Source organism: Thauera butanivorans, from assembly GCF_048398245.1.
In the GTDB taxonomy this organism is placed as follows: domain Bacteria; phylum Pseudomonadota; class Gammaproteobacteria; order Burkholderiales; family Rhodocyclaceae; genus Thauera; species Thauera butanivorans.
The window spans coordinates 1,265,069-1,284,360 of record NZ_CP183038.1; the positions used below are offsets into that span (position 1 = coordinate 1,265,069).

General features: G+C 66.7%; 19 protein-coding genes. 18 read left to right on the top strand and 1 reads right to left on the bottom strand.

Translation table 11 applies throughout. The annotated features are described in order from the left end of the window. Positions 1 to 122 precede the first annotated feature (122 nt). The 18 genes from ACNQFN_RS06065 (at position 123) to ACNQFN_RS06150 (ending at position 17,356) form a co-directional block, all read left to right on the top strand. Positions 123 to 776: a DedA family protein gene (locus tag ACNQFN_RS06065; protein WP_418648267.1), complete on the top strand. Its 654-nt coding sequence runs from the start codon at positions 123 to 125 to the stop codon at positions 774 to 776. 139 nt (positions 777 to 915) lie between these two features. Then, the gene (gene ndk / locus ACNQFN_RS06070) at positions 916 to 1,341 is read left to right on the top strand and encodes a nucleoside-diphosphate kinase (protein WP_068636053.1); all 426 of its coding nucleotides are present in this window, start codon (positions 916 to 918) and stop codon (positions 1,339 to 1,341) included. A gap of 97 nt (positions 1,342 to 1,438) precedes the next feature. Then, positions 1,439 to 2,611, top strand: a complete 1,173-nt coding sequence (rlmN, locus tag ACNQFN_RS06075; RefSeq protein ID WP_418648268.1) for a 23S rRNA (adenine(2503)-C(2))-methyltransferase RlmN — start codon at positions 1,439 to 1,441, stop codon at positions 2,609 to 2,611. Then, the gene (gene pilW, locus ACNQFN_RS06080; RefSeq protein WP_068636055.1) at positions 2,608 to 3,414 is read left to right on the top strand and encodes a type IV pilus biogenesis/stability protein PilW; all 807 of its coding nucleotides are present in this window, start codon (positions 2,608 to 2,610) and stop codon (positions 3,412 to 3,414) included. Before rlmN ends, pilW begins: the two co-directional genes overlap by 4 nt. Continuing rightward, positions 3,411 to 4,367, top strand: a complete 957-nt coding sequence (locus ACNQFN_RS06085) for a helix-turn-helix domain-containing protein (RefSeq protein ID WP_418648269.1) — start codon at positions 3,411 to 3,413, stop codon at positions 4,365 to 4,367. Before pilW ends, ACNQFN_RS06085 begins: the two co-directional genes overlap by 4 nt. Before the next feature lie 15 nt (positions 4,368 to 4,382). Further along, the gene (ispG, locus tag ACNQFN_RS06090; RefSeq protein ID WP_418648270.1) at positions 4,383 to 5,642 is read left to right on the top strand and encodes a flavodoxin-dependent (E)-4-hydroxy-3-methylbut-2-enyl-diphosphate synthase; all 1,260 of its coding nucleotides are present in this window, start codon (positions 4,383 to 4,385) and stop codon (positions 5,640 to 5,642) included. Between the two features lie 96 nt (positions 5,643 to 5,738). Then, positions 5,739 to 7,037, top strand: coding sequence for a histidine--tRNA ligase (gene hisS, locus ACNQFN_RS06095; protein WP_068636057.1), 1,299 nt, complete (start codon positions 5,739 to 5,741; stop codon positions 7,035 to 7,037). Continuing rightward, entirely contained in the window at positions 7,037 to 7,681 is a 645-nt protein-coding gene (locus tag ACNQFN_RS06100) for a YfgM family protein (protein ID WP_174524518.1), read from the top strand. The genes hisS and ACNQFN_RS06100 overlap by 1 nt, the downstream gene beginning before the upstream one ends. Before the next feature lie 3 nt (positions 7,682 to 7,684). Continuing rightward, positions 7,685 to 8,827 (top strand): outer membrane protein assembly factor BamB, encoded by a 1,143-nt coding sequence (gene bamB / locus ACNQFN_RS06105; protein WP_418648271.1) that lies wholly within the window; start codon positions 7,685 to 7,687, stop codon positions 8,825 to 8,827. A gap of 15 nt (positions 8,828 to 8,842) precedes the next feature. Further along, positions 8,843 to 10,171 carry a ribosome biogenesis GTPase Der gene (der, locus tag ACNQFN_RS06110; protein ID WP_068636060.1) on the top strand — a complete coding sequence of 443 codons (1,329 nt, stop codon included), beginning with the start codon at positions 8,843 to 8,845 and terminating at the stop codon, positions 10,169 to 10,171. Positions 10,172 to 10,286: 115 nt separating this feature from the next. Beyond that, a complete protein-coding gene (hfq, locus tag ACNQFN_RS06115; RefSeq protein ID WP_004342183.1) occupies positions 10,287 to 10,523 on the top strand; it encodes an RNA chaperone Hfq in 237 nt (78 codons plus the stop codon). A 51-nt stretch (positions 10,524 to 10,574) separates the two neighbouring features. Then, complete coding sequence (gene hflX / locus ACNQFN_RS06120; protein ID WP_068636061.1) at positions 10,575 to 11,720, top strand: ribosome rescue GTPase HflX; 1,146 nt, start codon at positions 10,575 to 10,577, stop codon at positions 11,718 to 11,720. A gap of 14 nt (positions 11,721 to 11,734) precedes the next feature. After that, positions 11,735 to 13,024 carry an FtsH protease activity modulator HflK gene (gene hflK, locus ACNQFN_RS06125; protein ID WP_068636062.1) on the top strand — a complete coding sequence of 430 codons (1,290 nt, stop codon included), beginning with the start codon at positions 11,735 to 11,737 and terminating at the stop codon, positions 13,022 to 13,024. Beyond that, a complete protein-coding gene (hflC, locus tag ACNQFN_RS06130) occupies positions 13,024 to 13,905 on the top strand; it encodes a protease modulator HflC (RefSeq protein WP_068636063.1) in 882 nt (293 codons plus the stop codon). The genes hflK and hflC overlap by 1 nt, the downstream gene beginning before the upstream one ends. A 7-nt stretch (positions 13,906 to 13,912) precedes the next feature. Further along, positions 13,913 to 14,098 carry a DUF2065 domain-containing protein gene (locus tag ACNQFN_RS06135; protein ID WP_068636064.1) on the top strand — a complete coding sequence of 62 codons (186 nt, stop codon included), beginning with the start codon at positions 13,913 to 13,915 and terminating at the stop codon, positions 14,096 to 14,098. A 6-nt stretch (positions 14,099 to 14,104) separates the two neighbouring features. After that, positions 14,105 to 15,265 (top strand): ATP phosphoribosyltransferase regulatory subunit, encoded by a 1,161-nt coding sequence (locus ACNQFN_RS06140; protein WP_068636099.1) that lies wholly within the window; start codon positions 14,105 to 14,107, stop codon positions 15,263 to 15,265. Between the two features lie 3 nt (positions 15,266 to 15,268). Further along, positions 15,269 to 16,579, top strand: coding sequence for an adenylosuccinate synthase (locus tag ACNQFN_RS06145; RefSeq protein WP_068636065.1), 1,311 nt, complete (start codon positions 15,269 to 15,271; stop codon positions 16,577 to 16,579). A gap of 462 nt (positions 16,580 to 17,041) precedes the next feature. Further along, the gene (locus tag ACNQFN_RS06150) at positions 17,042 to 17,356 is read left to right on the top strand and encodes an integration host factor subunit beta (protein ID WP_418648272.1); all 315 of its coding nucleotides are present in this window, start codon (positions 17,042 to 17,044) and stop codon (positions 17,354 to 17,356) included. 90 nt (positions 17,357 to 17,446) lie between these two features. On the opposite strand, the gene mobH is transcribed toward ACNQFN_RS06150, so the two are convergent. Continuing rightward, on the bottom strand, positions 17,447 to 19,234 hold the full coding sequence (mobH, locus tag ACNQFN_RS06155; RefSeq protein WP_418648273.1) for a MobH family relaxase: 1,788 nt from the start codon (positions 19,232 to 19,234) through the stop codon (positions 17,447 to 17,449). Positions 19,235 to 19,292: the final 58 nt, after the last annotated feature.

Here is a 19,292-nt window from a genome sequence, read left to right on the forward strand (position 1 = left end):
CGGGTAAGCTGGCCGCCCCTATCCCGATGCGCCGGCCGCGAGTGTTTCATCGTGCATCCTGCAACATGCAGGAGCGCGCGCTCGGGGTAGAATCCCGCGCGCCCCGCCTGCTCGGAAACCTCATGGAATACATTGCCCTGCTGGTCGACCTGCTGCTGCACGTCGACCGCCACCTTGCCGCCTTGCTGGCCGAATACGGCAACTGGATCTACGCGATCCTGTTCCTGATCGTGTTCTGCGAAACCGGTCTCGTCGTCACGCCCTTCCTGCCCGGCGATTCGCTGCTGTTCGTGGCCGGCGCGCTGGCCGCCGGCGGCGGCATGGACCCGGCGATCCTGATCGGCGTGCTGTTCGTTGCCGCGGTGCTGGGCGATTCGGTCAATTACTCGATCGGCAGGCATTTCGGCGGGCGCATCTCGCAGTGGCCGGACAGCCGCTTCTTCAACCGCCGCGCGCTGGAGTACACCCGCACTTTCTACGAGCGCCATGGCGGCAAGACGATCATCATCGCCCGCTTCATGCCGCTGATCCGTACTTTCGCCCCCTTCGTCGCTGGCATGGCGCCGATGGATTACCGGCGTTTCGTCGTCTTCAACGTGCTCGGTGCTGCGCTGTGGGTCGGCCCGCTGGTGATGCTCGGCTACTGGTTCGGCAATCTGCCGGTGATCCAGAACAACCTGACGCTGGTGATCCTGGGCATCATCGCGCTGTCGCTGATGCCGTTGTTCATCGGCTGGCTGCGCCATCGCGCCGGGGCGGCGCGCGCGCGCGCCTGAGTTCGAGGCAGGGTCTCGGCCGTTCCGCGCCAGCGGCCTGGCGACTGCGGCTGATCTCCCGTGTTCAGCCTGGTCTCCGAGCCGAGGTGGAAACCTGCTAAAATTCCCTGTTTTTCTCAAACACCGCTTGGAGCTTTTCATGGCAATCGAACGCACCCTTTCCATCATCAAGCCCGACGCCGTGGCGAAGAACGTCATCGGCCAGATCTATGCCCGCTTCGAAGCCGCCGGGCTGAAGATCATCGCTGCCAGGATGGTGCACCTGTCCGAACAGGAAGCCGGCCAGTTCTACGCCGTGCACAAGGAGCGTCCGTTCTTCAAGGATCTGGTGTCCTTCATGACCTCCGGCCCGGTGATGGTCCAGTGCCTCGAAGGCGACAACGCGATTGCCAAGAACCGCGAGCTGATGGGCGCCACCGACCCGAAGAAGGCCGACAAGGGCACCATCCGCGCCGATTTCGCCGATTCGATCGACGCCAACGCGGTGCACGGCTCCGATGCGCCGGAAACCGCTGCCGTGGAAGTGGCTTTCTTCTTCCCCGGAATGAACGTTTACTCGCGCTGAACGGTCCCTTCCCACGGCCCGTCGCGCACGCCGCGGTGCTCAGGCGCCGCGCGCGGCGTGGTCGGGCCGTTTGCATTACAGGACTGAAGTTTCAGGCATGAGCATTTCCAAGCCGCCATCCCGGTCGATCTCCAAGCCGGTCAATCTGCTCGATTTCGACGTCGACGGTCTCGTCGCCTGGTTCGCCGGGCTGGGCGAGAAGCCGTTCCGCGCCCGCCAGGTGATGCGCTGGATGCATCGCGAAGGCTGCGCCGACTTCGACGCGATGACCGACGTCGCCAAGGCCTTGCGCGCCAGGCTCAAGGAGTCGGCGGTGATCGCGCCGCCGGTGCCGGTGCGCGATTCGGTGTCGGCCGACGGCACGCGCAAGTGGCTGCTCGACGTCGGCAATGCCAACGCGGTCGAGACCGTGTTCATCCCTGAAACCCACCGCGGCACGCTGTGCGTGTCCTCGCAGGCCGGCTGCGCGCTCGATTGCGCTTTCTGTTCGACTGGCAAGCAGGGCTTCAACCGCAACCTGTCGGCGGCCGAGATCATCGGCCAGCTGTGGCTGGCCAACACCTTGCTCGGCGCGGCGCGGGACGAGGGGCAGGTCGGGGGGCAGGACCTCGAAGCCGGCGAGAAGGACAACGGCCGCATCATCAGCAACGTGGTGATGATGGGCATGGGCGAGCCGCTGGCCAACTTCGACAACGTCGTCACCGCCTTGCGCCTGATGCTCGACGACCATGCCTATGGCCTGTCGCGCCGCCGCGTCACGGTATCGACTTCGGGCATCGTGCCGGCGATGGACCGGCTGCGCGACGAATGCCCGGTGGCGCTGGCAGTGTCGCTGCATGCCTCCAACGATGCCTTGCGCGACCGGCTGGTGCCGATCAACCAGAAATACCCCTTGCGCGAGTTGATGGCCGCCTGCCAGCGCTATCTGGAGCGGGCGCCGCGCGACTTCGTCACTTTCGAGTACGTGATGCTCGACGGCGTCAACGACAGCGAGGCCCATGCGCGCGAACTCGTCGCGCTGGTGCGCGACACGCCGTGCAAGTTCAACCTGATTCCGTTCAATCCCTTTCCGAATTCGGGTTTCCTGCGCTCGCCGGCGGAACGCATCCGCCGCTTTGCCGCTATCCTGATCGACGCCGGCATCGTCACCACCACGCGCAAGACGCGCGGCGACGACGTGGATGCGGCCTGTGGGCAGCTTGCCGGACAGGTCCAGGACCGGACCCGGCGCACGGTGCGCCTGAAGCAGGCAACGGAGGGACGTTCATGAAGCAAAACCTTGCGCTGGCCGGTGCGCTGCTTGCAGCCATGCTCGCCGCGGGCTGCGCCACGGCGCCCGGGACGCGGGGGGCGGGCGATGCGGCGGTCAGCCGGCCGATGTCCGACACATCGCCTTCGACGCCGGCCGAAACCCGTGCCCGCGTGCATGTCGATCTCGGCATGGCCTACTTCGAGATCGGGCGCAACGACGTGGCGCTGGACGAAGCGCGCATCGCGCTCAACGACAGTCCCGGCTATGCGCCTGCCTACCATCTGCTCGGGCTGGCCTACATGATGATCGAGGAGAACGGTCTGGCGCGGCAGAATTTCGAGCTGGCGCTGCGCCATGCGCCGGGCGATCCCGAGTTCAACAACAGCTATGGCTGGTTCCTATGCACCCAGGGCGAGGAGGTGCGCGGACTGGAGCGGCTCGCCCAGGCGGCCCGCAATCCCTATTACCGGCATGCGACGCGTCCCTACACCAATGCGGGGCTGTGCCACCTGCGGCTCGGCGACCTTGCCGCGGCCGAAACCCAGTTTCTCGCCGCCGTGCAGGCCGACCCGTCGAACAACCAGGCGCTGTACCAGCTGGCGGACATCGCCTATCGTGGCGGGCGCTACGATCAGGCCAGTGCCTTCCTGATCCGCCTGCATCGGCAAATCAATCCGACCGCGGCCTCGGTCTGGCTCGGCCTGCGCGCGGAACGCCGCCTGGGCAACCGGGATGCCGAGGCCAGCTATGCCGCGCAGCTCGAGAGCCGCTTCGGTTCGTCCGAGGAATACCAGAAGATGACGCAAGGGAAGTACGAGTGAGCAGCATTCAATCCCAAGCTTCCGCTACGCCGGAGGCCGAGTCCGCCGCGATCTCTCCCGGCGCCCGTTTGCGCCAGGCACGTGAGCAGCGCGGCGAGTCGGTGAGCGAGGCCGCGTTCGCGCTGAAGCTGAATCCGCGCCAGGTCGTGGCGCTGGAGTCGGACGACTTCGCCGCGCTGCCGGGCATGGCCTTCGTGCGCGGCTTCATGCGCAACTATGCGCGCTACCTCGGGCTCGATCCCGCGCCGCTGCTGGATGAGGTGCAGCGCCTGAGCGGTGGCGCCGCGGTCGATCTGACGCCGATCCGCAACGCCGAAGGGGAAATGCCGAACGGCAGCGGTTCGAAAGCGCGCACGGCGCCGATCGGCGGGATCGTGCTCGCACTGCTGCTGATGGTGCTGGTCGGCTGGTACTTCGACTGGTTCCAGACCGAGCCCTCGACCGCCGAGGCCACGCTCGAAGCGCCGGTGATGGGCGGTGTCCGCGTCGAGCCGGCGCCGCCGCCTGCAACGATGACACCGCAGGCCGTCATGCCGCCGGCAGCGGCCGAGCCGGCTCCTGCCGTGGCGAGCGAGGCCCCGGTGGCCGGCGTCCCGGCGACCGACTCTTCGGCCGCCGATGCAGCGCCGTCGGAGCCCGTTCCGCCAGCTGAAGGCGGTGCGGACGCGAGCGTGGCCCAGACCGATTCCGGTGCTGCCGAAGCCGGCTCGGCCGGCAACGGGGTACTCGCTTTCCGCTTCAACGGCGAGTCCTGGATCGAAGTGCGTGATGCCAGCGGAAGCATCGTCTATTCGGGCATCAATCGTGCCGGTGCCACGCGCAACGTCCAGGGCAGGCCGCCGTTCGCGCTCGTCGTCGGCAATGCGGCAAACGTGAGCCTCGAATTCGATGGCAAGCCGGTAGACCTGGCTGCCCACACCAAGGTTTCGGTGGCGCGCCTCACCGTCCAGTAAACGATGCCGATCAACATGATCCAAGACGATAAGTCCTTCTCATTCGCTGCCGGGCCACGTGGCCGGCATCCGACGCGCCAGGTGGCGATCGGCCGCGTGCGCGTCGGCGGCGATGCGCCGGTGGTGGTGCAGTCCATGACCAATACCGATACCGCGGATGTGCTCGGCACCGCGATGCAGGTCGCCGAACTGGCGCGGGCCGGTTCGGAACTGGTCCGGATCACGGTGAACAACGAAGCCGCGGCCAGGGCCGTGCCCCACATCCGCGACCGCCTGCTGGCGCTGAACATGGACGTGCCGCTGGTCGGCGACTTCCACTACAACGGCCACAAGTTGCTGACCGATTTCCCGGCCTGTGCCGAGGCGCTGGCCAAGTTCCGCATCAACCCCGGCAACGTCGGTGCCGGCGCCAAGCGCGATCCGCAGTTCGCCGCCATCGTCGAGCTTGCCTGCCGCTACGACAAGCCGGTGCGGATCGGCGTCAACTGGGGCAGCCTCGACCAGTCGGTGCTGGCGCGGATCATGGACGAGAACGCCCGCCGTGCCGAGCCGAGCGACGCCGGCGCGGTGATGCGCGAGGCGCTGGTGGTGTCGGCGCTCGAATCCGCTGCCAAGGCCGAGGAATACGGCCTGGCCGGCGACCGTATCATCCTGTCGGCCAAGGTCTCGAGCGTGCAAGACCTGATCGGCGTCTATCGCGATCTCGCCCGCCGCAGCGACTATGCGCTGCACCTGGGGCTGACCGAGGCTGGCATGGGCAGCAAGGGCATCGTCGCGTCGACCGCGGCGTTGTCGGTGCTGCTGCAGGAAGGCATCGGCGACACCATCCGCATCTCGCTGACGCCGGAGCCCGGCGGCAGCCGCACGCAGGAAGTCGTGGTCGCGCAGGAGATCCTGCAGACCATGGGCCTGCGCGCGTTCACGCCGATGGTCACGGCCTGCCCGGGCTGCGGCCGCACCACCAGCACTTTCTTCCAGGAGCTGGCGTCCGGCATCCAGGACTACGTGCGGGCGCAGATGCCGGTGTGGCGGGAGCAGTACGATGGCGTCGAGAACATGACGCTGGCGGTGATGGGCTGCGTGGTCAATGGGCCGGGCGAGTCCAAGCATGCCAACATCGGCATTTCGCTGCCCGGCACCGGCGAATCGCCGGCCGCGCCGGTCTATATCGACGGCCAGAAGGCCGTCACGCTGCGCGGCGACAACATCGCCGCCGAATTCAAGGCCATCGTCGATGACTACGTGGTCAGCCATTACATGAAGAAGGGTGCCTGAACCTGCGGCGCCCGGCACGGCCGGGCGTCAGGTAATCTCCCAAATCCAGCCAGCAACGACAATGCCTCCGGGCGACACCGACAAGACCAAGCACTCATGAGCCAGACCCTGCAAGCCGTGCGCGGGATGAACGACATCCTGCCCGACGACGCCGAAACCTGGGAATACTTCGAAGACATCGTGCGCGACTGGCTGCAAAGCTACGGCTATCGTCCGATCCGCATGCCCATCGTCGAACCCACGCCGCTGTTCAAGCGTGCCATCGGCGAAGTGACCGACATCGTCGAGAAGGAGATGTATTCCTTCGAGGACGCGCTGAACGGCGAGCACCTGACGCTGCGCCCCGAAGGCACGGCCTCCTGCGTGCGTGCGGCGATCCAGCACAATCTCGTCGCCTCGGGCGGCCCCCAGCGGCTGTACTATTACGGCCCGATGTTCCGCCACGAGCGCCCGCAGAAAGGGCGCTACCGCCAGTTCCACCAGATCGGCGTCGAGGCGCTGGGCTTCGCCGGCGCGGAAACCGATGCCGAACTGATCCTGATGTGCGCCCGGCTGTGGGAAGATCTCGGCCTCGAGGACGTCGCCCTCGAGATCAATTCGCTGGGTGCGCCGGAAGAGCGTGCCCGGCATCGTGCCGCGCTGATCGCCTACCTGGAGCAGTACCAGGACAAGCTGGACGAGGACGGCAAGCGGCGCCTGTACACCAACCCGCTGCGCATCCTCGACACCAAGAACCCGGATCTGCAGCCGATCGTCGAAGCCGCGCCCAGGCTGGCGGACTACCTCGGCGAGGAGTCGAAGGCGCATTTCGAGGCGGTGCAGATCTTCCTGAAGGATGCCGGCATTCCGTTCCGCATCAATCATCGCCTGGTGCGCGGCCTCGACTACTACAACCGCACGGTGTTCGAGTGGGTGACGACGCGGCTGGGCGCGCAGGGTACGATCTGCGCCGGCGGGCGCTACGACGGCCTGGTCGAACAGCTCGGCGGCAAGCCCCAGCCGGCGGCCGGTTTCGCCATCGGTATCGAGCGCCTGCTGCTGCTGTGGAAGGATTGCGGCGGCGAGGCCGAGCGGCCGGTGGTCGATGCCTATGTCGTGCATATGGGCGATGCCGCGGCACGGCTGGCTTTCCGCGCCGCCGAGGCCTTGCGTGCGCATGGCTTTGCCGCGATCCTGCATTGCGGCGGCGGCAGCTTCAAGTCGCAGATGAAGAAGGCCGATGCCAGCGGCGCGCCGGTGGCGCTGGTGATCGGCGAAGATGAAGCCGCCGCGGGCGAAGTGGGCCTGAAGCCGATGCGCGGCCCGGGTGCGCAGCAGCGCGTGGCGCTCGATGCGCTGCCCGAGGCGATGGCGCAGCTGCTGTATGGCGGTGATGACGAAGAAGGGGCTGAATGATGGCGGTATATGATCTCGAGGAACAGGAACAGATTTCCGAGCTGAAAGCCTGGTGGGCGCAGTACGGCAATCTGGTGGCGACGATCGCGGCGCTCGTAGCGCTGGCGTCGGTTGGCTGGCAGGGCTGGCAGTGGTACCAGAACCGCAATGCCGCCGAGGCCGGCGCGCTGTACCACGCCGTGCAGAAGGCGGCGGACGGCAATGAGGCGCAGCAGGCGCGCGACGCCGCCGGCCGCCTGATCGGCGACTACCCGGGCACGACTTACGCGCAACTGGGGGCGCTGTTGTCGGCAGGCACCCAGTTCAGGGCCGGCGAGCTGGACAATGCGCAGGCGCAGCTCGAATGGGCGGTGGACAAGGGCCAGGATCCGGCATTGCGCGATCTGGCCCGTCTGCGCCTGGCCACGGTGCTGCTGCAGAAGGGCGAATTCGACGCTGCGCTGGCCCGCCTGCAGGCGGCGCCGGTGGAGGCGTATGCCGCGCGCTTCTCCGACCTGCGCGGCGACGTGCTCGCCGCGCAAGGCAAGGCGGCGGAGGCCCGCAATGCCTATCAGGCCGCGATCGACGCGCTCGCCCGCGAAGGCGAGCAGGCCGTGACCCTGCGCGAAGTGGTGCGGGTGAAACTCGAATCCCTGGAAGGCTGACCGATGAAGCTCGCTTCCCTGCGTCTCATACCGCTCGTCGCAGCAGCCGTGCTGGCTGCCGGCTGCTCGTCCCTCAACCCCTTCGCCAGCGACAAGCCGAAGCCGGCACCGCTGGCCGAGTTCAAACCCACTGCCGAGCTGATCCAGCTGTGGCGTGCCGACATCGGTGAAGCCGGCCCCTATCTGTTCGAGCCCGCGGTGGTCGGCGACAGCGTCTATGCCGCCGGCGAGGACGGCGACGTCGCCCGTTTCGAAGGCGGTCGCGCGGTGTGGCGGGTGGATGCCGACACCCGGCTGTCCGCAGGCGTCGGCGCCAACCGCAGCCTTGCCGTGGTGGTTACCGCGAGCGGCGTCGCGATTGCCTACGATGCCGACAGCGGCAGCGAGCGCTGGCGTTCGAACATCGGCGCCGAAGTGCTGGCGCAGCCGGCGGTCGATGGCGATCTGGTCGTGCTGCGTGCCTCGGACAACCGCCTGATCGCATTGAACGCACGCGACGGCAGTCGGCGCTGGATCTACCAGCGCGCCAATCCGCCGCTGGCGCTGCGCAACTTCTCGGGTGTCGTGCTCGAAGGCAACGTCGTGCTCGCCGGCTTTCCGGGCGGCAAGCTGGTCGTGATCAACGCGGTCAACGGCGGTGCGATCACCGAGCTGTCGGTGGCGAATCCGAGGGGCTCCACCGAGCTCGAGCGCGTCGCCGACGTCGCCGGCACGCCGATCGCGGGCCGCCGCGAAGTGTGCGCGGTGACCTACCAGGGGCGCATGGTCTGCTTCGACACCAGCAACGGCAATGCGCTGTGGGCGCGCGACTTTTCGAGCAGCGTCGGCATGGACCGCGATGCGCGCTTTGCCGTTGCCACCGACGACCGCGATGCAGTGCATGCGCTCGACGTCTATAGCGGCGCCAGCGTGTGGAAGCAGGATGCGCTGGCGCGGCGCGCGGTGTCGCGGCCGCTGATCGTCGGCGACCACATCGTCGTCGGCGACATCGAGGGCTATGTCCACGCGCTGGACCGCGACACGGGCGCCTTCTCCGCGCGCAGCCGCGCCGGCGACGGCCCCTTGTCGGCGGCGCCGCGGCCCTACGGGCGCGGCTTCATCGTGCAGGGGCGCGACGGCACGGTCGCGGCCTATGAACTGCGTTGAGGCGGGCGCCCTGAAGTGAAACCTACCATCGTTCTGGTCGGCCGGCCCAACGTCGGCAAGTCGACCCTGTTCAATCGGCTCACGCGCACGCGCGATGCCCTGGTGGCGGACCAGCCGGGCCTGACGCGCGACCGTCATTACGGCGTCGGCCGGGTCGGGGAGCGCGACTACCTGGTCGTCGATACCGCCGGCTTCGATCCTGTCGCCAAGGACGGCATCATGCACGAGATGGCCCGGCAGGCCGAGCAGGCCATCGCCGAAGCCGACGTGCTGCTGTTCCTCGTCGATGGCCGCGCCGGCCGCACGCCGCACGACGAGCAGATCGCCGCCCGCCTGCGCCGTGCCGGCCGGCCGGTGCATCTGGTGGTCAACAAGGCCGAAGGCCTGGACCGCGCGATCGTCGCCGCCGATTTCCATGCCCTCGGCCTGGGCGATCCGCTGCCGGTGTCGGCGGCGCACGGCGACGGCGTCAAGCAGCTCGTCGAGATCGTGCTGGCGCCGTTTACGCTCGAAGACGAAGCGGAGGCTGCAGAAGACAGCGGCCCCAAGGTCGCGATCGTCGGCCGTCCCAACGTCGGCAAATCGACCCTGGTCAACACCCTGCTCGGCGAGGAGCGGGTGATCGCCTTCGACCTGCCGGGCACCACGCGCGATGCCATCGCGATTCCGTTCGAGCGCGGCGGCAGGCGCTATACCCTGATCGACACCGCCGGCCTGCGCCGCCGCGGCAAGGTCTTCGAAGCGGTCGAGAAGTTCTCGGTGATCAAGACCCTGCAGGCGATCCAGGAGGCGAACGTGATCGTCCTCGTGCTCGACGCCGCGCAGGACATCTCCGACCAGGATGCGCACATCGCCGGCTTCGCACTCGACGCCGGGCGCGCGCTGGTGGTCGGCATCAACAAGTGGGATGCGGTCGACGACTACCAGCGCGACCGCCTGAAGGCGGACATCGCGCGCAAGCTGGCCTTCCTGGGCTTTGCCCGTTTCCACCAGATCTCGGCGCTCAAGTCGCAGGGCATCGGCGGCCTGCTGAAGTCGGTCGATGCCGCCTATGCGGCGGCGACCTCGAACCTGTCGACGCCGCGGTTGACGCGCACGCTGCAGCAGGCCGTGGCCCGCCAGGCGCCGCCGCGCCACGGCCTGTCGCGGCCGAAGATGCGCTATGCGCACCAGGGCGGCATGAACCCGCCGGTGATCGTGATCCACGGTACCGCGCTGGAGGCCATTCCCGCCTCCTACGTGCGCTACCTGGAACGCTGCTTCATGGAGGCTTTCAAGCTGCAGGGCACGCCCTTGCGCATCCAGTTCCGCACCACGCACAATCCGTACGCTGCACGGGACTGAGCGCGTGGACGACGAGAACCTGTTTCCACACCCGGATTTCGATGCATACTGCCATGTGGCGGTGCAGCATCAAATCCATTACATTCTTACAAACAGAAAATAAAGAGGTTCATACATGAGCAACAAAGGGCAACTTCTACAAGACCCGTTCCTGAACACGCTGCGCCGGGAACACATCCCGGTGTCGATCTACCTGGTCAACGGCATCAAGCTGCAGGGCCAGGTCGAGTCCTTCGACCAGTACGTCGTGCTGCTGAAGAACACCGTCACCCAGATGGTCTACAAGCACGCCATCTCCACCGTCGTGCCGGCCCGTCCGGTCGTCATCCAGCAGCAGGAAGAAGGCAACTGAGCATCGTAGCCATCGTTCGCAGCCGCGCGCGAGCGGCTGCCGGGAGCGCCCATGTTTGAGCGCCCCGCAGCGGGAGAGCGCGCCGTCCTCGTCCAGCTCGACCTCGGCCAGGGGCTCATCGACGAACGCCTGTCCGAACTGAAGCTGCTGGTCGGCAGCGCGGGCGCATCGATCGAGGCCGTGGTCCAGGGCCGGCGCCAGGCGCCCGATCCGAAGCTGTTCGCCGGCAGCGGCAAGGTGCAGGAGATCGGCGAAGCGCTGCGCGCGCATTCGGCCGACATCGTGATCTTCAACCACGCGCTGTCGCCCGGCCAGCAGCGCAACCTCGAGCGCGAACTGCAGTGCATGGTCATCGACCGCACGGCGCTGATCCTCGACATCTTCGCCCAGCGCGCGCGCAGCCATGAAGGCAAGCTGCAGGTCGAACTGGCCCAGCTCGAGCACCTGTCCACCCGGCTGGTGCGGGGCTGGACCCACCTCGAACGGCAGAAAGGCGGCATCGGCCTGCGCGGCCCCGGCGAGAAGCAGCTCGAAACCGACCGCCGCCTGCTCGGCCATCGGGTCAAGATGCTGAAGTCGCGCCTGGCCCAGATCGAGAAGCAGCGCAAGGTTCGCCGCCGCGCCCGGGAACGCCGGGAGGTGCTGTCTGTCTCTCTGGTCGGTTACACCAATGCGGGCAAGTCGACGCTGTTCAATGCATTGACGAAGGCGGGCGCCTATGCGGCCGACCAGCTCTTCGCCACGCTCGACACCACCTCGCGCCGGCTCTACGTCGGCGGTGCGAACGTGGTGCTGTCGGACACCGTCGGTTTCATCCGCGACCTGCCTCACGCCCTCGTCGCCGCGTTCCGCGCGACGCTCGAGGAAACGGTGCAGGCCGACCTGCTGCTGCACGTCGTCGATTCGGCAAGCGAGGATCGCGATGCGCAGATCGCTGCGGTGAATGAGGTCCTTGCCGGGATCGGCGCGGCCGACGTGCCGCAGGTGCTGATCTGGAACAAGATCGACCTCACGCATGCCGTGCCGGCGGTCGAACGGAGTGACTGTGGTAACATTCGGCGCGTTTTTTTGAGCGCCAGAACGGGCGAAGGTCTTGATCTGCTTCGCGAAGTGCTCGCGGAAGTGGCTCAGCAGGCCTTTCATGAAGATGCCGACCGGGAGTCCGGTACGGTGGAAGAGCTTCCTATTCAATCGTGATTACGGGCATTCTCATGTCACTTAACGACCCCCGCTGGGGCGGCCAGGGCGGCGACGATGATCGCGACCGCGACGATGGGCGGCGCGGCAACGACAATCGCGGCGGTAACGACAACCGTGGCGGCAATCAGGGGCCGCCCGACCTCGAGGAGGTTTGGCGCGACTTCAACCAGCGCCTGTCCGGCATGTTCGGCGGCAAGCGGCAGAACCGCGGCTCGTCGGGCGGCGGTGGCGGCGGCAGGCCGCAACTGCCCGAGTTCTCGTTCAAGCAGTTCGGCGGCGGCCTGGGTGCGCTTGTCGCGCTCGTCGCCGTGGTGTGGGCCGCGAGCGGCTTCTACACCGTCGACGCGAACCAGCGCGGCGTGGTGCTGCGGCTGGGCGAGTACGTCCAGACCACCGAGCCCGGTCTGCGCTGGCGCCTGCCGTATCCGTTCGAATCGCACGAGATCGTCGACCTGACCGGCGTGCGTACCGTCGAAGTGGGCTACCGCGGCTCAGAGCGCAACAAGGTGCTGCGCGAGTCGCTGATGCTGACCGACGACGAGAACATCATCAACATCCAGTTCGCGGTGCAGTACGTGCTGAACAGCCCGGAGAACTACATCTTCAACAACCGCTATCCGGACGAGTCGGTGGCGCAGGTGGCCGAAACCGCGATGCGCGAGATCGTCGGCAAGAGCCGCATGGACTTCGTGCTCTACGAAGGGCGCGAGGAGATCGCCGCGACCGCGCACGAACTGATGCAGCGCATCCTCGATCGCTACCAGACCGGCATCCAGATCAGCCGCGTGACGATGCAGAACGCCCAGCCGCCCGAGCAGGTGCAGGCCGCGTTCGACGATGCGGTGAAGGCCGGCCAGGACCGCGAGCGGCAGAAGAACGAAGGCGAGGCCTATGCCAACGACGTCATCCCGCGGGCACGCGGTGCCGCGTCGCGCCTGATCGAGGAAGCGAACGCCTACCGCGAGCGTGTCGTCGCCAACGCCGAAGGTGAGGCGAGCCGCTTCGACCAGGTGTTCACCGAGTACCAGCGTGCGCCCGACGTGACGCGCGAACGCCTGTACATCGAGACCATGCAGCAGGTGATGTCCAACACGTCCAAGGTGATGATCGATGCGAAGGGCAACGGCAATCTGCTGATGCTGCCGCTCGACAAGCTGATGCAGCAGGCCGGCGCCGCGTCGCGGCCGGCTGCGGGAGCCGCGCCCGCCCAGTCGGCGGCCGGATCGAGTGCATCCACGCTGGCATCGGATCCGCGCAACAGCCGCGACCTGATGCGCAGCCGTGAGCGGGGAGAACGTTGATGCGTGACAAGCTGTCTCTGATCGGCGGCATTATTCTGGTCGCCATTGTGATCGCCTCGGCGTCGCTGTTCACTGTCGACCAGCGCCAGTATGCGATCGTGTTCCAGCTGGGCGAAGTCAAGGAGGTCATCTCCGAGCCCGGCCTCAACTTCAAGCTGCCGCTGATCCAGAACGTGCGCTATTTCGACAAGCGCATCCTGACCCTGGACACGCCCGAGCCCGAGCGCTTCATCACTTCCGAGAAGATGAACGTGCTGGTGGATCACTTCGTCAAGTGGCGCATCGTCGATCCACGGCTCTACTACGAGTCGGTGGCCGGCGACGAGGCGCGTGCGCGCACCCGCCTGACGCAGACGGTCAATTCCGGCCTGCGCGAGGAATTCGGCCGCCGCACCATGCACGACGTGGTGTCCGGCGAGCGCGACCGCATCATGGACCAGATGCGCGAGCGCGCCGACCGCGACGCCCGCAGCATCGGCGTGCAGATCGTCGACGTGCGCCTGAAGCGGGTCGACCTGCCGAACGAAGTGTCGGAATCGGTGTTCCGCCGCATGGAAGCGGAGCGTACCCGGGTGGCGAACGAACTGCGCTCCCAGGGTGCCGCCGAAGCCGAGAAGATTCGCGCCGACGCCGAGCGCCAGCGCGAGGTCATCATCGCCGAGGCCTACCGGACTGCCCAGCAGCTCCAGGGTGAAGGCGATGCCAAGGCCACCGCGATCTATGCCGAGGCCTTCGGCAAGAGCCCGGATTTCTACGCCTTCTACCGCAGCCTCGAAGCCTACCGTGCCAGCTTCGCCGGCAAGGATGACGTGATGGTGGTCGATCCGAGCTCGGATTTCTTCCGCTTCATGAAGGACATCGGGGGCGCACAGCGCAATTGAGACCCTGATGGGCGCCTCCCTGTTGACCGCCTTCGCGCTGATGCTGATCATCGAGGGCATCCTTCCCTTCGTCGCGCCAGCCGCCTGGCGCGAAACTTTTTTGCGCCTCGCCAGCATGGCCGATGGCCAGATCCGCTTCGTCGGGCTGACTTCGATGCTGGGGGGTGTGTTGCTCCTTTTCGTCCTGAACTGAACGCTCATGCGCTGGGTATTGCCCGACCACATCCAGGACGCGCTGCCGTCCGAAGCCCACCAGCTCGAAACGCTGCGCCGCCGGCTGCTCGACGCCTTCCGCGTCCGCGGCTACCACCTGGTGATGCCGCCGCTGCTCGAATATCTCGACTCGCTGACCACCGGAGCGGGGCAGGACCTCAAGCTGCGCACCTTCCAGCTCGTCGACCAGTTGTCGGGGCGGACCATGGGCGTGCGCGCCGACATGACGCCGCAGGTCACCCGCATCGACGCGCACCTGTTGAACCATCGCGGCGTGTCGCGGCTGTGCTACTGCGGTAGCGTGCTGCACACCCTGCCGTCGACGCTGACGGCGACGCGCGAGCCGCTGCAGCTCGGCGCCGAGCTCTACGGTCACGCCGGCATCGAGGCCGACGTCGAGATCCTGCGCCTGCTGGCCGAAGTGATGCGCCTGGCCGAAGTACCGGCTTCGCGCATCGACATCAGCCACGTCGGCCTGTTCCATGCGCTGGCGGCCCGCGCCGGTCTGGTGCCGGGACGCGAGGAAGAGCTGTTCGATCTGCTGCAGGCCAAGGACGTGCCGGCGCTTCGGACGATGCTGGCCGATGCCGCCGAGCCGGTGCGCGCCGCCCTGCTTGCGCTGCCCGACCTCTATGGCGGGCCGGAAGTCCTCGAGCGCGCGGCGGCCTGTCTGCCGCGGGACGAAGAAATCACGGTACTGCTGGACGAGCTGCGCCAACTGGCCGGCGTGCTGGCCGACCTGCCGATCAGCTTCGACCTGTCGGACCTGCGCGGCTATCACTATCACAGCGGCATCGTCTTTGCCGCCTATGGCGCCGAGTCGCCGGCGGCGCTGGCGCTCGGCGGGCGTTACGACCGGGTCGGCGAGGCCTTCGGCCGCGCGCGGCCGGCGGTCGGCTTCAGCCTCGATCTGCGCGAACTGGTGTGGCATCTGCCGGCGCCGCTGGCGCATCCGGGCGCGGTGCTGGCGCCCTGGGTGGGCGATGATGCCGAGCTGGCTGCCGAAGTGGCGGCGCTGCGTGCGCACGGCGAGATCGTCGTCACGGCATTACCCGGGCATCAAGGAACTTGGAACGAGGCCGGTTGCGACCGGCAACTGGTCAGGCGGGACGGTCGCTGGGCGATCGTGCCGTTACAGGGAGAGTGAGAAATGGCAAAGAACGTCGTCGTCGTCGGCACCCAGTGGGGTGACGAAGGCAAGGGCAAGATCGTCGATTGGCTGACCGACCACGCCAAGGGGGTCGTCCGCTTCCAGGGCGGCCACAACGCCGGCCACACGCTGGTGATCGGCCAGACCGAATACAAGCTGAACCTCGTGCCCTCGGGCATCGTGCGTGAAGGCGTGGCCTGCTTCATCGGCAATGGCGTGGTGCTCGACGCCCATCACCTGCTGTCGGAAATCCGCACGCTGGAAGCCGGCGGCATCGAGGTCCGCGACCGCCTGCGCATCAGCCCGGGCTGCCCGCTGATCCTCGGCTATCACAGCGCGCTCGACCGCGCGCGCGAGGCCGCCAAGTCCGCCGGCGACAAGATCGGCACCACCGGCAAGGGCATCGGCCCCACCTACGAGGACAAGGTCGCCCGCCGCGCGCTGCGCATCTATGACCTGTTCGACCGCGAGCGCTTCGCCGCCAAGCTGAAGTCCAACCTGGAATATCACAACTTCGTGCTGACCCGGCATCTGGGCGCCGAAGCGGTCGATTTCCAGACGGTGTTCGACGAAGCGATGGCCGATGCCGAAGAGCTGCTGCCGATGGTGGCGGACGTCTCGGCCGAGTTGTACGCGATCAACAAGTCGGGTGGTTCGCTGCTGTTCGAAGGCGCGCAGGGCACCCTGCTCGACATCGACCACGGCACCTATCCCTTCGTCACCTCGAGCAACTGTGTCGCCGGCCAGGCCGCGGCAGGCTCGGGCGTCGGTCCCAGCCGCCTGCACTACGTGCTGGGCATCACCAAGGCTTATTGCACCCGCGTCGGCGGCGGCCCCTTCCCGACCGAGCTCGACATCGACACCAAGGGTGCGCCCGGCGAGCAGATGTCGACCAAGGGCCGCGAATTCGGCACCGTCACCGGCCGCAAGCGCCGCTGCGGCTGGCTGGATCTGGCCGCGCTGAAGCGCTCGATCATCATCAACGGCGTCACCGGCCTGTGCATCACCAAGCTCGACGTCCTCGACGGCCTGGAAGAACTGAAGCTGTGCACCGGCTACATGCTGGACGGCAAGCGCATCGACCTGCTGCCGATGGGCTCGGAAGAAGTGACGCGCTGCGAGCCGATCTACGAGACCATGAAGGGTTGGAGCGGCACCACCTTCGGTGCGCAGAGCTGGGATGCGCTGCCGCAGGAGGCGCGTGCCTACCTGCACCGCATCGAGGAGATCTGCGAAATTCCGATCGACGTGATCTCGACCGGCCCCGAGCGCGACGAAACGATTCTGCGTCGCCATCCGTTTGGTGCCTGAGCGCAAGCCGCAGGCGGCGAAGGCGCCATACGGCCGCTTTCGCCTGCCTGCCGGAAAGACGGCGCTGTCCGTATCTCCGGCCACCTTGTGTGGCCGTGGCGCGGGCGGTGCCGTTTTCTTTTGGGCAGGCACGGCTGGCGATGTAAACGAAAAAAGCCGACTGAAAGCCGGCTTTTCCCTGCAGCTGGTGCCCAGAAGAGGACTCGAAGATTAATTATAATCTATTGATTTATTTGAATAAATAATTATTCGATAAATCTAGTGTACTCACTGATGTACTCAAGACGGGCTGGCTTCCGAGTGCCTTTGATGGTTGCCAGTGGACAGCATCCAGTCGCCATCGAGCGCTAGATGGGTGACATGAAGATTTACATTAATCCGAGTTCCGGAGTTCGTCGCAGAGCGGAAGGCACATTCCGATAAGGTGCCAGAAGTTACTGTTTCTATTGATATAATCGCCGGATGATGAGATCTGAACTCATCGACCGGTTGGCACGGCGGTTCCCGCAGCTTGTTGTGAAGGACGCCGAGGAGGCAGTGAAGGTGCTCCTCGGGGCGATGATCGATGCGCTCATTCAGGACAGCCGTATCGAGATTCGGGGCTTCGGCAGCTTCTCACTGAACTACCGGCCACCGCGGGCGGGCCGCAACCCCAAGTCCGGTGAGACGGTACATGTGCCCGGGAAGCATGTGCCGCACTTTAAGCCCGGGAAGGAACTGCGGGAGCGGGTCGACTTTGCACCTGCACCCGTGGTCACCCGCAAGAAGGCCGCTTGAACGGTGTCTGATCCGGACCGGCGGCAGGGTGTGTTGCCGCTGCTTGAGCGTGCGGAATAAATTGCGCCCCACGAGGCCTATGCTCGGGATTCATTCCAGTACACAGAGGTAGGGATTGTTTGGCGGTATCTCGTCGAACAGGTGCTTGGGGTCTTGTAGCAAGTAGCCGTGCAATCGCCGTGACTTGCGCGGACCGACCACTTCGCAGGTCCAGATGTTCAGGCCGCTGCCCTGCTTGCGGTGCAGATGCAGCCGTTCGAAGCGTTTCTGTACCCACTGCCAGTCCGGCAGCTTGTCCTGCTTGGCGAGAAGCCCCGTTTGCGGGTGCTCCTGAGCGTAACGCTGGAATACGCCCGGGCTGACCAGGTAAACAGTATCGGCGACGGTATGCACCAGCGCCTTGGCATCGTTGATGACCAGCTTGCGGGTGGCGATGCTTTGGCGCAACCAGGCGACGAAGTGTTCGCCCGAGGGTGCGGCATCCGCCCCGTCCGGCGCCTGCTGTGCTGTGTCCGCGGCCGCTCCGGAAGGTAAGTTCGCCTGCGGCGGCTCGACAGAATCATGCGGCTCGAGGGCCGAGGCTGGCACGGCATCCGGCGTACCGAGCAGTTCCAGCAAGGCACCGACACCGTCGTTGTGGGAGGCCGATGCAGCATCAGGCATGGGGGAGGGCGGTGGGGACTCGGAGTCGCCCGATGGCGTGGTAGTCGTCTGCGCGCGCTCGCCAGCATCCTCTGCGATGTCTACGGAGCCCGCAAACGGAGGGGGACGTTCTCCGCTTTCCCAGATCAGGGCTGGTGCCAGCCGCAGGAGCGTGAAGGTGTGCGACCAGCCGGCCTCGCTCGTGACGGTCGCCCGCCAGATCGCCTTACCGTCGGGCGTGGGCTGGAGCATGCCGTGGTCCTGCAGCACGTTGAAGACGGCCGTGTTGCTGGCAGGGATGCCTTCGATCCCCTGGGACAGCAGATGTGCGCGCAGCTTGTCCGAGACGGTCTTGCTGACCAGCCACAGGGCGTCCTGCGTCAGCCAGCCGTCCGAGGCCTGGGGTTGGTTGAGTTTCAGCTCTTCCTTGAGCAGGTAGCGCAGGCCATCGAGCAGCTTGCGTTGCAAGGCATGCTTCGGTGCGGCCATCGCCTTGGCCGGATCGCCGCCGAGTGCCTGGGCGACCGAAGCCCGGTCAGCCTGAACGACCAGTTCGCCGAGCACGCCGGCGTGCTCGTACTGGCCGGCGAGCATATAGAGGAGGGCTGACCAGGCTTCGGCGTAGCCGCTGAGCCAGTCGAGGATCTCGCGGTCCAGCAGCCGATGGTAGAGCAGCCCGGAGGCCGCGCTGTGCAGGCGGTACGCGCGATCCGGGCGATAGCGGAAGCGGTAGTGCTGCCGCAAGGGGCCGTGCCAAGGGTGCCAGGTGCTGCCGTCGGCCAGTTCGACGTGCAGGTCGACGGCGATCTTGCCAAGGTCGTGCAGCAGCGCAGCGTAGGCCGTGGCCGCGGTCCAGGCCTCCGATTGCGCGTCCTGATCCTCGGGCATGGTGCCGGTGGGCAGCAGATACGACTGGCGCAGTTTCAAGGCGTAGGCGACGATTTCCAGCCCGTGATCCAGCATGCCTCCCGGATAGGCGTGGTGGTGGCTCTCGGAGGCCGGGAACTGTTGGACCAGTTCGGCGTAGCGTTCCAGTGGGGTGAGGTAGAGTGCCGCGAACTGCCGGCGCGACAACGAGGTGCGCTGCCAGATGTGTTCCAGCAGGCGCTGCCGCCGTGGCGTCGCCAGTAGGGTGGCGGCCGGCTCCGGGCGCAGCAGCCCTTTGCCGTTTTCGTCTTCGGCAGGAAGTGCTGGTGGCGCTGGTGTGGTGCGTTTTCGCTGGAATAGCGTGAGCATCGGTTTCTCCTGGTGCTGCGGCAGATCGGAGCGCCTTTTCCTCTCCGGGATTGGGTGC

Coding starts and splice junctions, on each gene's coding strand:
- ACNQFN_RS06065 (WP_418648267.1), top strand. CDS start 123: ATGGAATACATTGCCCTGCTGGTCGACCTGCTGCTGCACGTCGACCGC.
- ndk (WP_068636053.1), top strand. CDS start 916: ATGGCAATCGAACGCACCCTTTCCATCATCAAGCCCGACGCCGTGGCG.
- rlmN (WP_418648268.1), top strand. CDS start 1,439: ATGAGCATTTCCAAGCCGCCATCCCGGTCGATCTCCAAGCCGGTCAAT.
- pilW (WP_068636055.1), top strand. CDS start 2,608: ATGAAGCAAAACCTTGCGCTGGCCGGTGCGCTGCTTGCAGCCATGCTC.
- ispG (WP_418648270.1), top strand. CDS start 4,383: ATGATCCAAGACGATAAGTCCTTCTCATTCGCTGCCGGGCCACGTGGC.
- hisS (WP_068636057.1), top strand. CDS start 5,739: ATGAGCCAGACCCTGCAAGCCGTGCGCGGGATGAACGACATCCTGCCC.
- ACNQFN_RS06100 (WP_174524518.1), top strand. CDS start 7,037: ATGGCGGTATATGATCTCGAGGAACAGGAACAGATTTCCGAGCTGAAA.
- bamB (WP_418648271.1), top strand. CDS start 7,685: ATGAAGCTCGCTTCCCTGCGTCTCATACCGCTCGTCGCAGCAGCCGTG.
- hfq (WP_004342183.1), top strand. CDS start 10,287: ATGAGCAACAAAGGGCAACTTCTACAAGACCCGTTCCTGAACACGCTG.
- hflX (WP_068636061.1), top strand. CDS start 10,575: ATGTTTGAGCGCCCCGCAGCGGGAGAGCGCGCCGTCCTCGTCCAGCTC.
- hflK (WP_068636062.1), top strand. CDS start 11,735: ATGTCACTTAACGACCCCCGCTGGGGCGGCCAGGGCGGCGACGATGAT.
- hflC (WP_068636063.1), top strand. CDS start 13,024: ATGCGTGACAAGCTGTCTCTGATCGGCGGCATTATTCTGGTCGCCATT.
- ACNQFN_RS06135 (WP_068636064.1), top strand. CDS start 13,913: ATGGGCGCCTCCCTGTTGACCGCCTTCGCGCTGATGCTGATCATCGAG.
- ACNQFN_RS06140 (WP_068636099.1), top strand. CDS start 14,105: ATGCGCTGGGTATTGCCCGACCACATCCAGGACGCGCTGCCGTCCGAA.
- ACNQFN_RS06145 (WP_068636065.1), top strand. CDS start 15,269: ATGGCAAAGAACGTCGTCGTCGTCGGCACCCAGTGGGGTGACGAAGGC.
- ACNQFN_RS06150 (WP_418648272.1), top strand. CDS start 17,042: ATGATGAGATCTGAACTCATCGACCGGTTGGCACGGCGGTTCCCGCAG.
- mobH (WP_418648273.1), bottom strand. CDS start 19,234: ATGCTCACGCTATTCCAGCGAAAACGCACCACACCAGCGCCACCAGCA.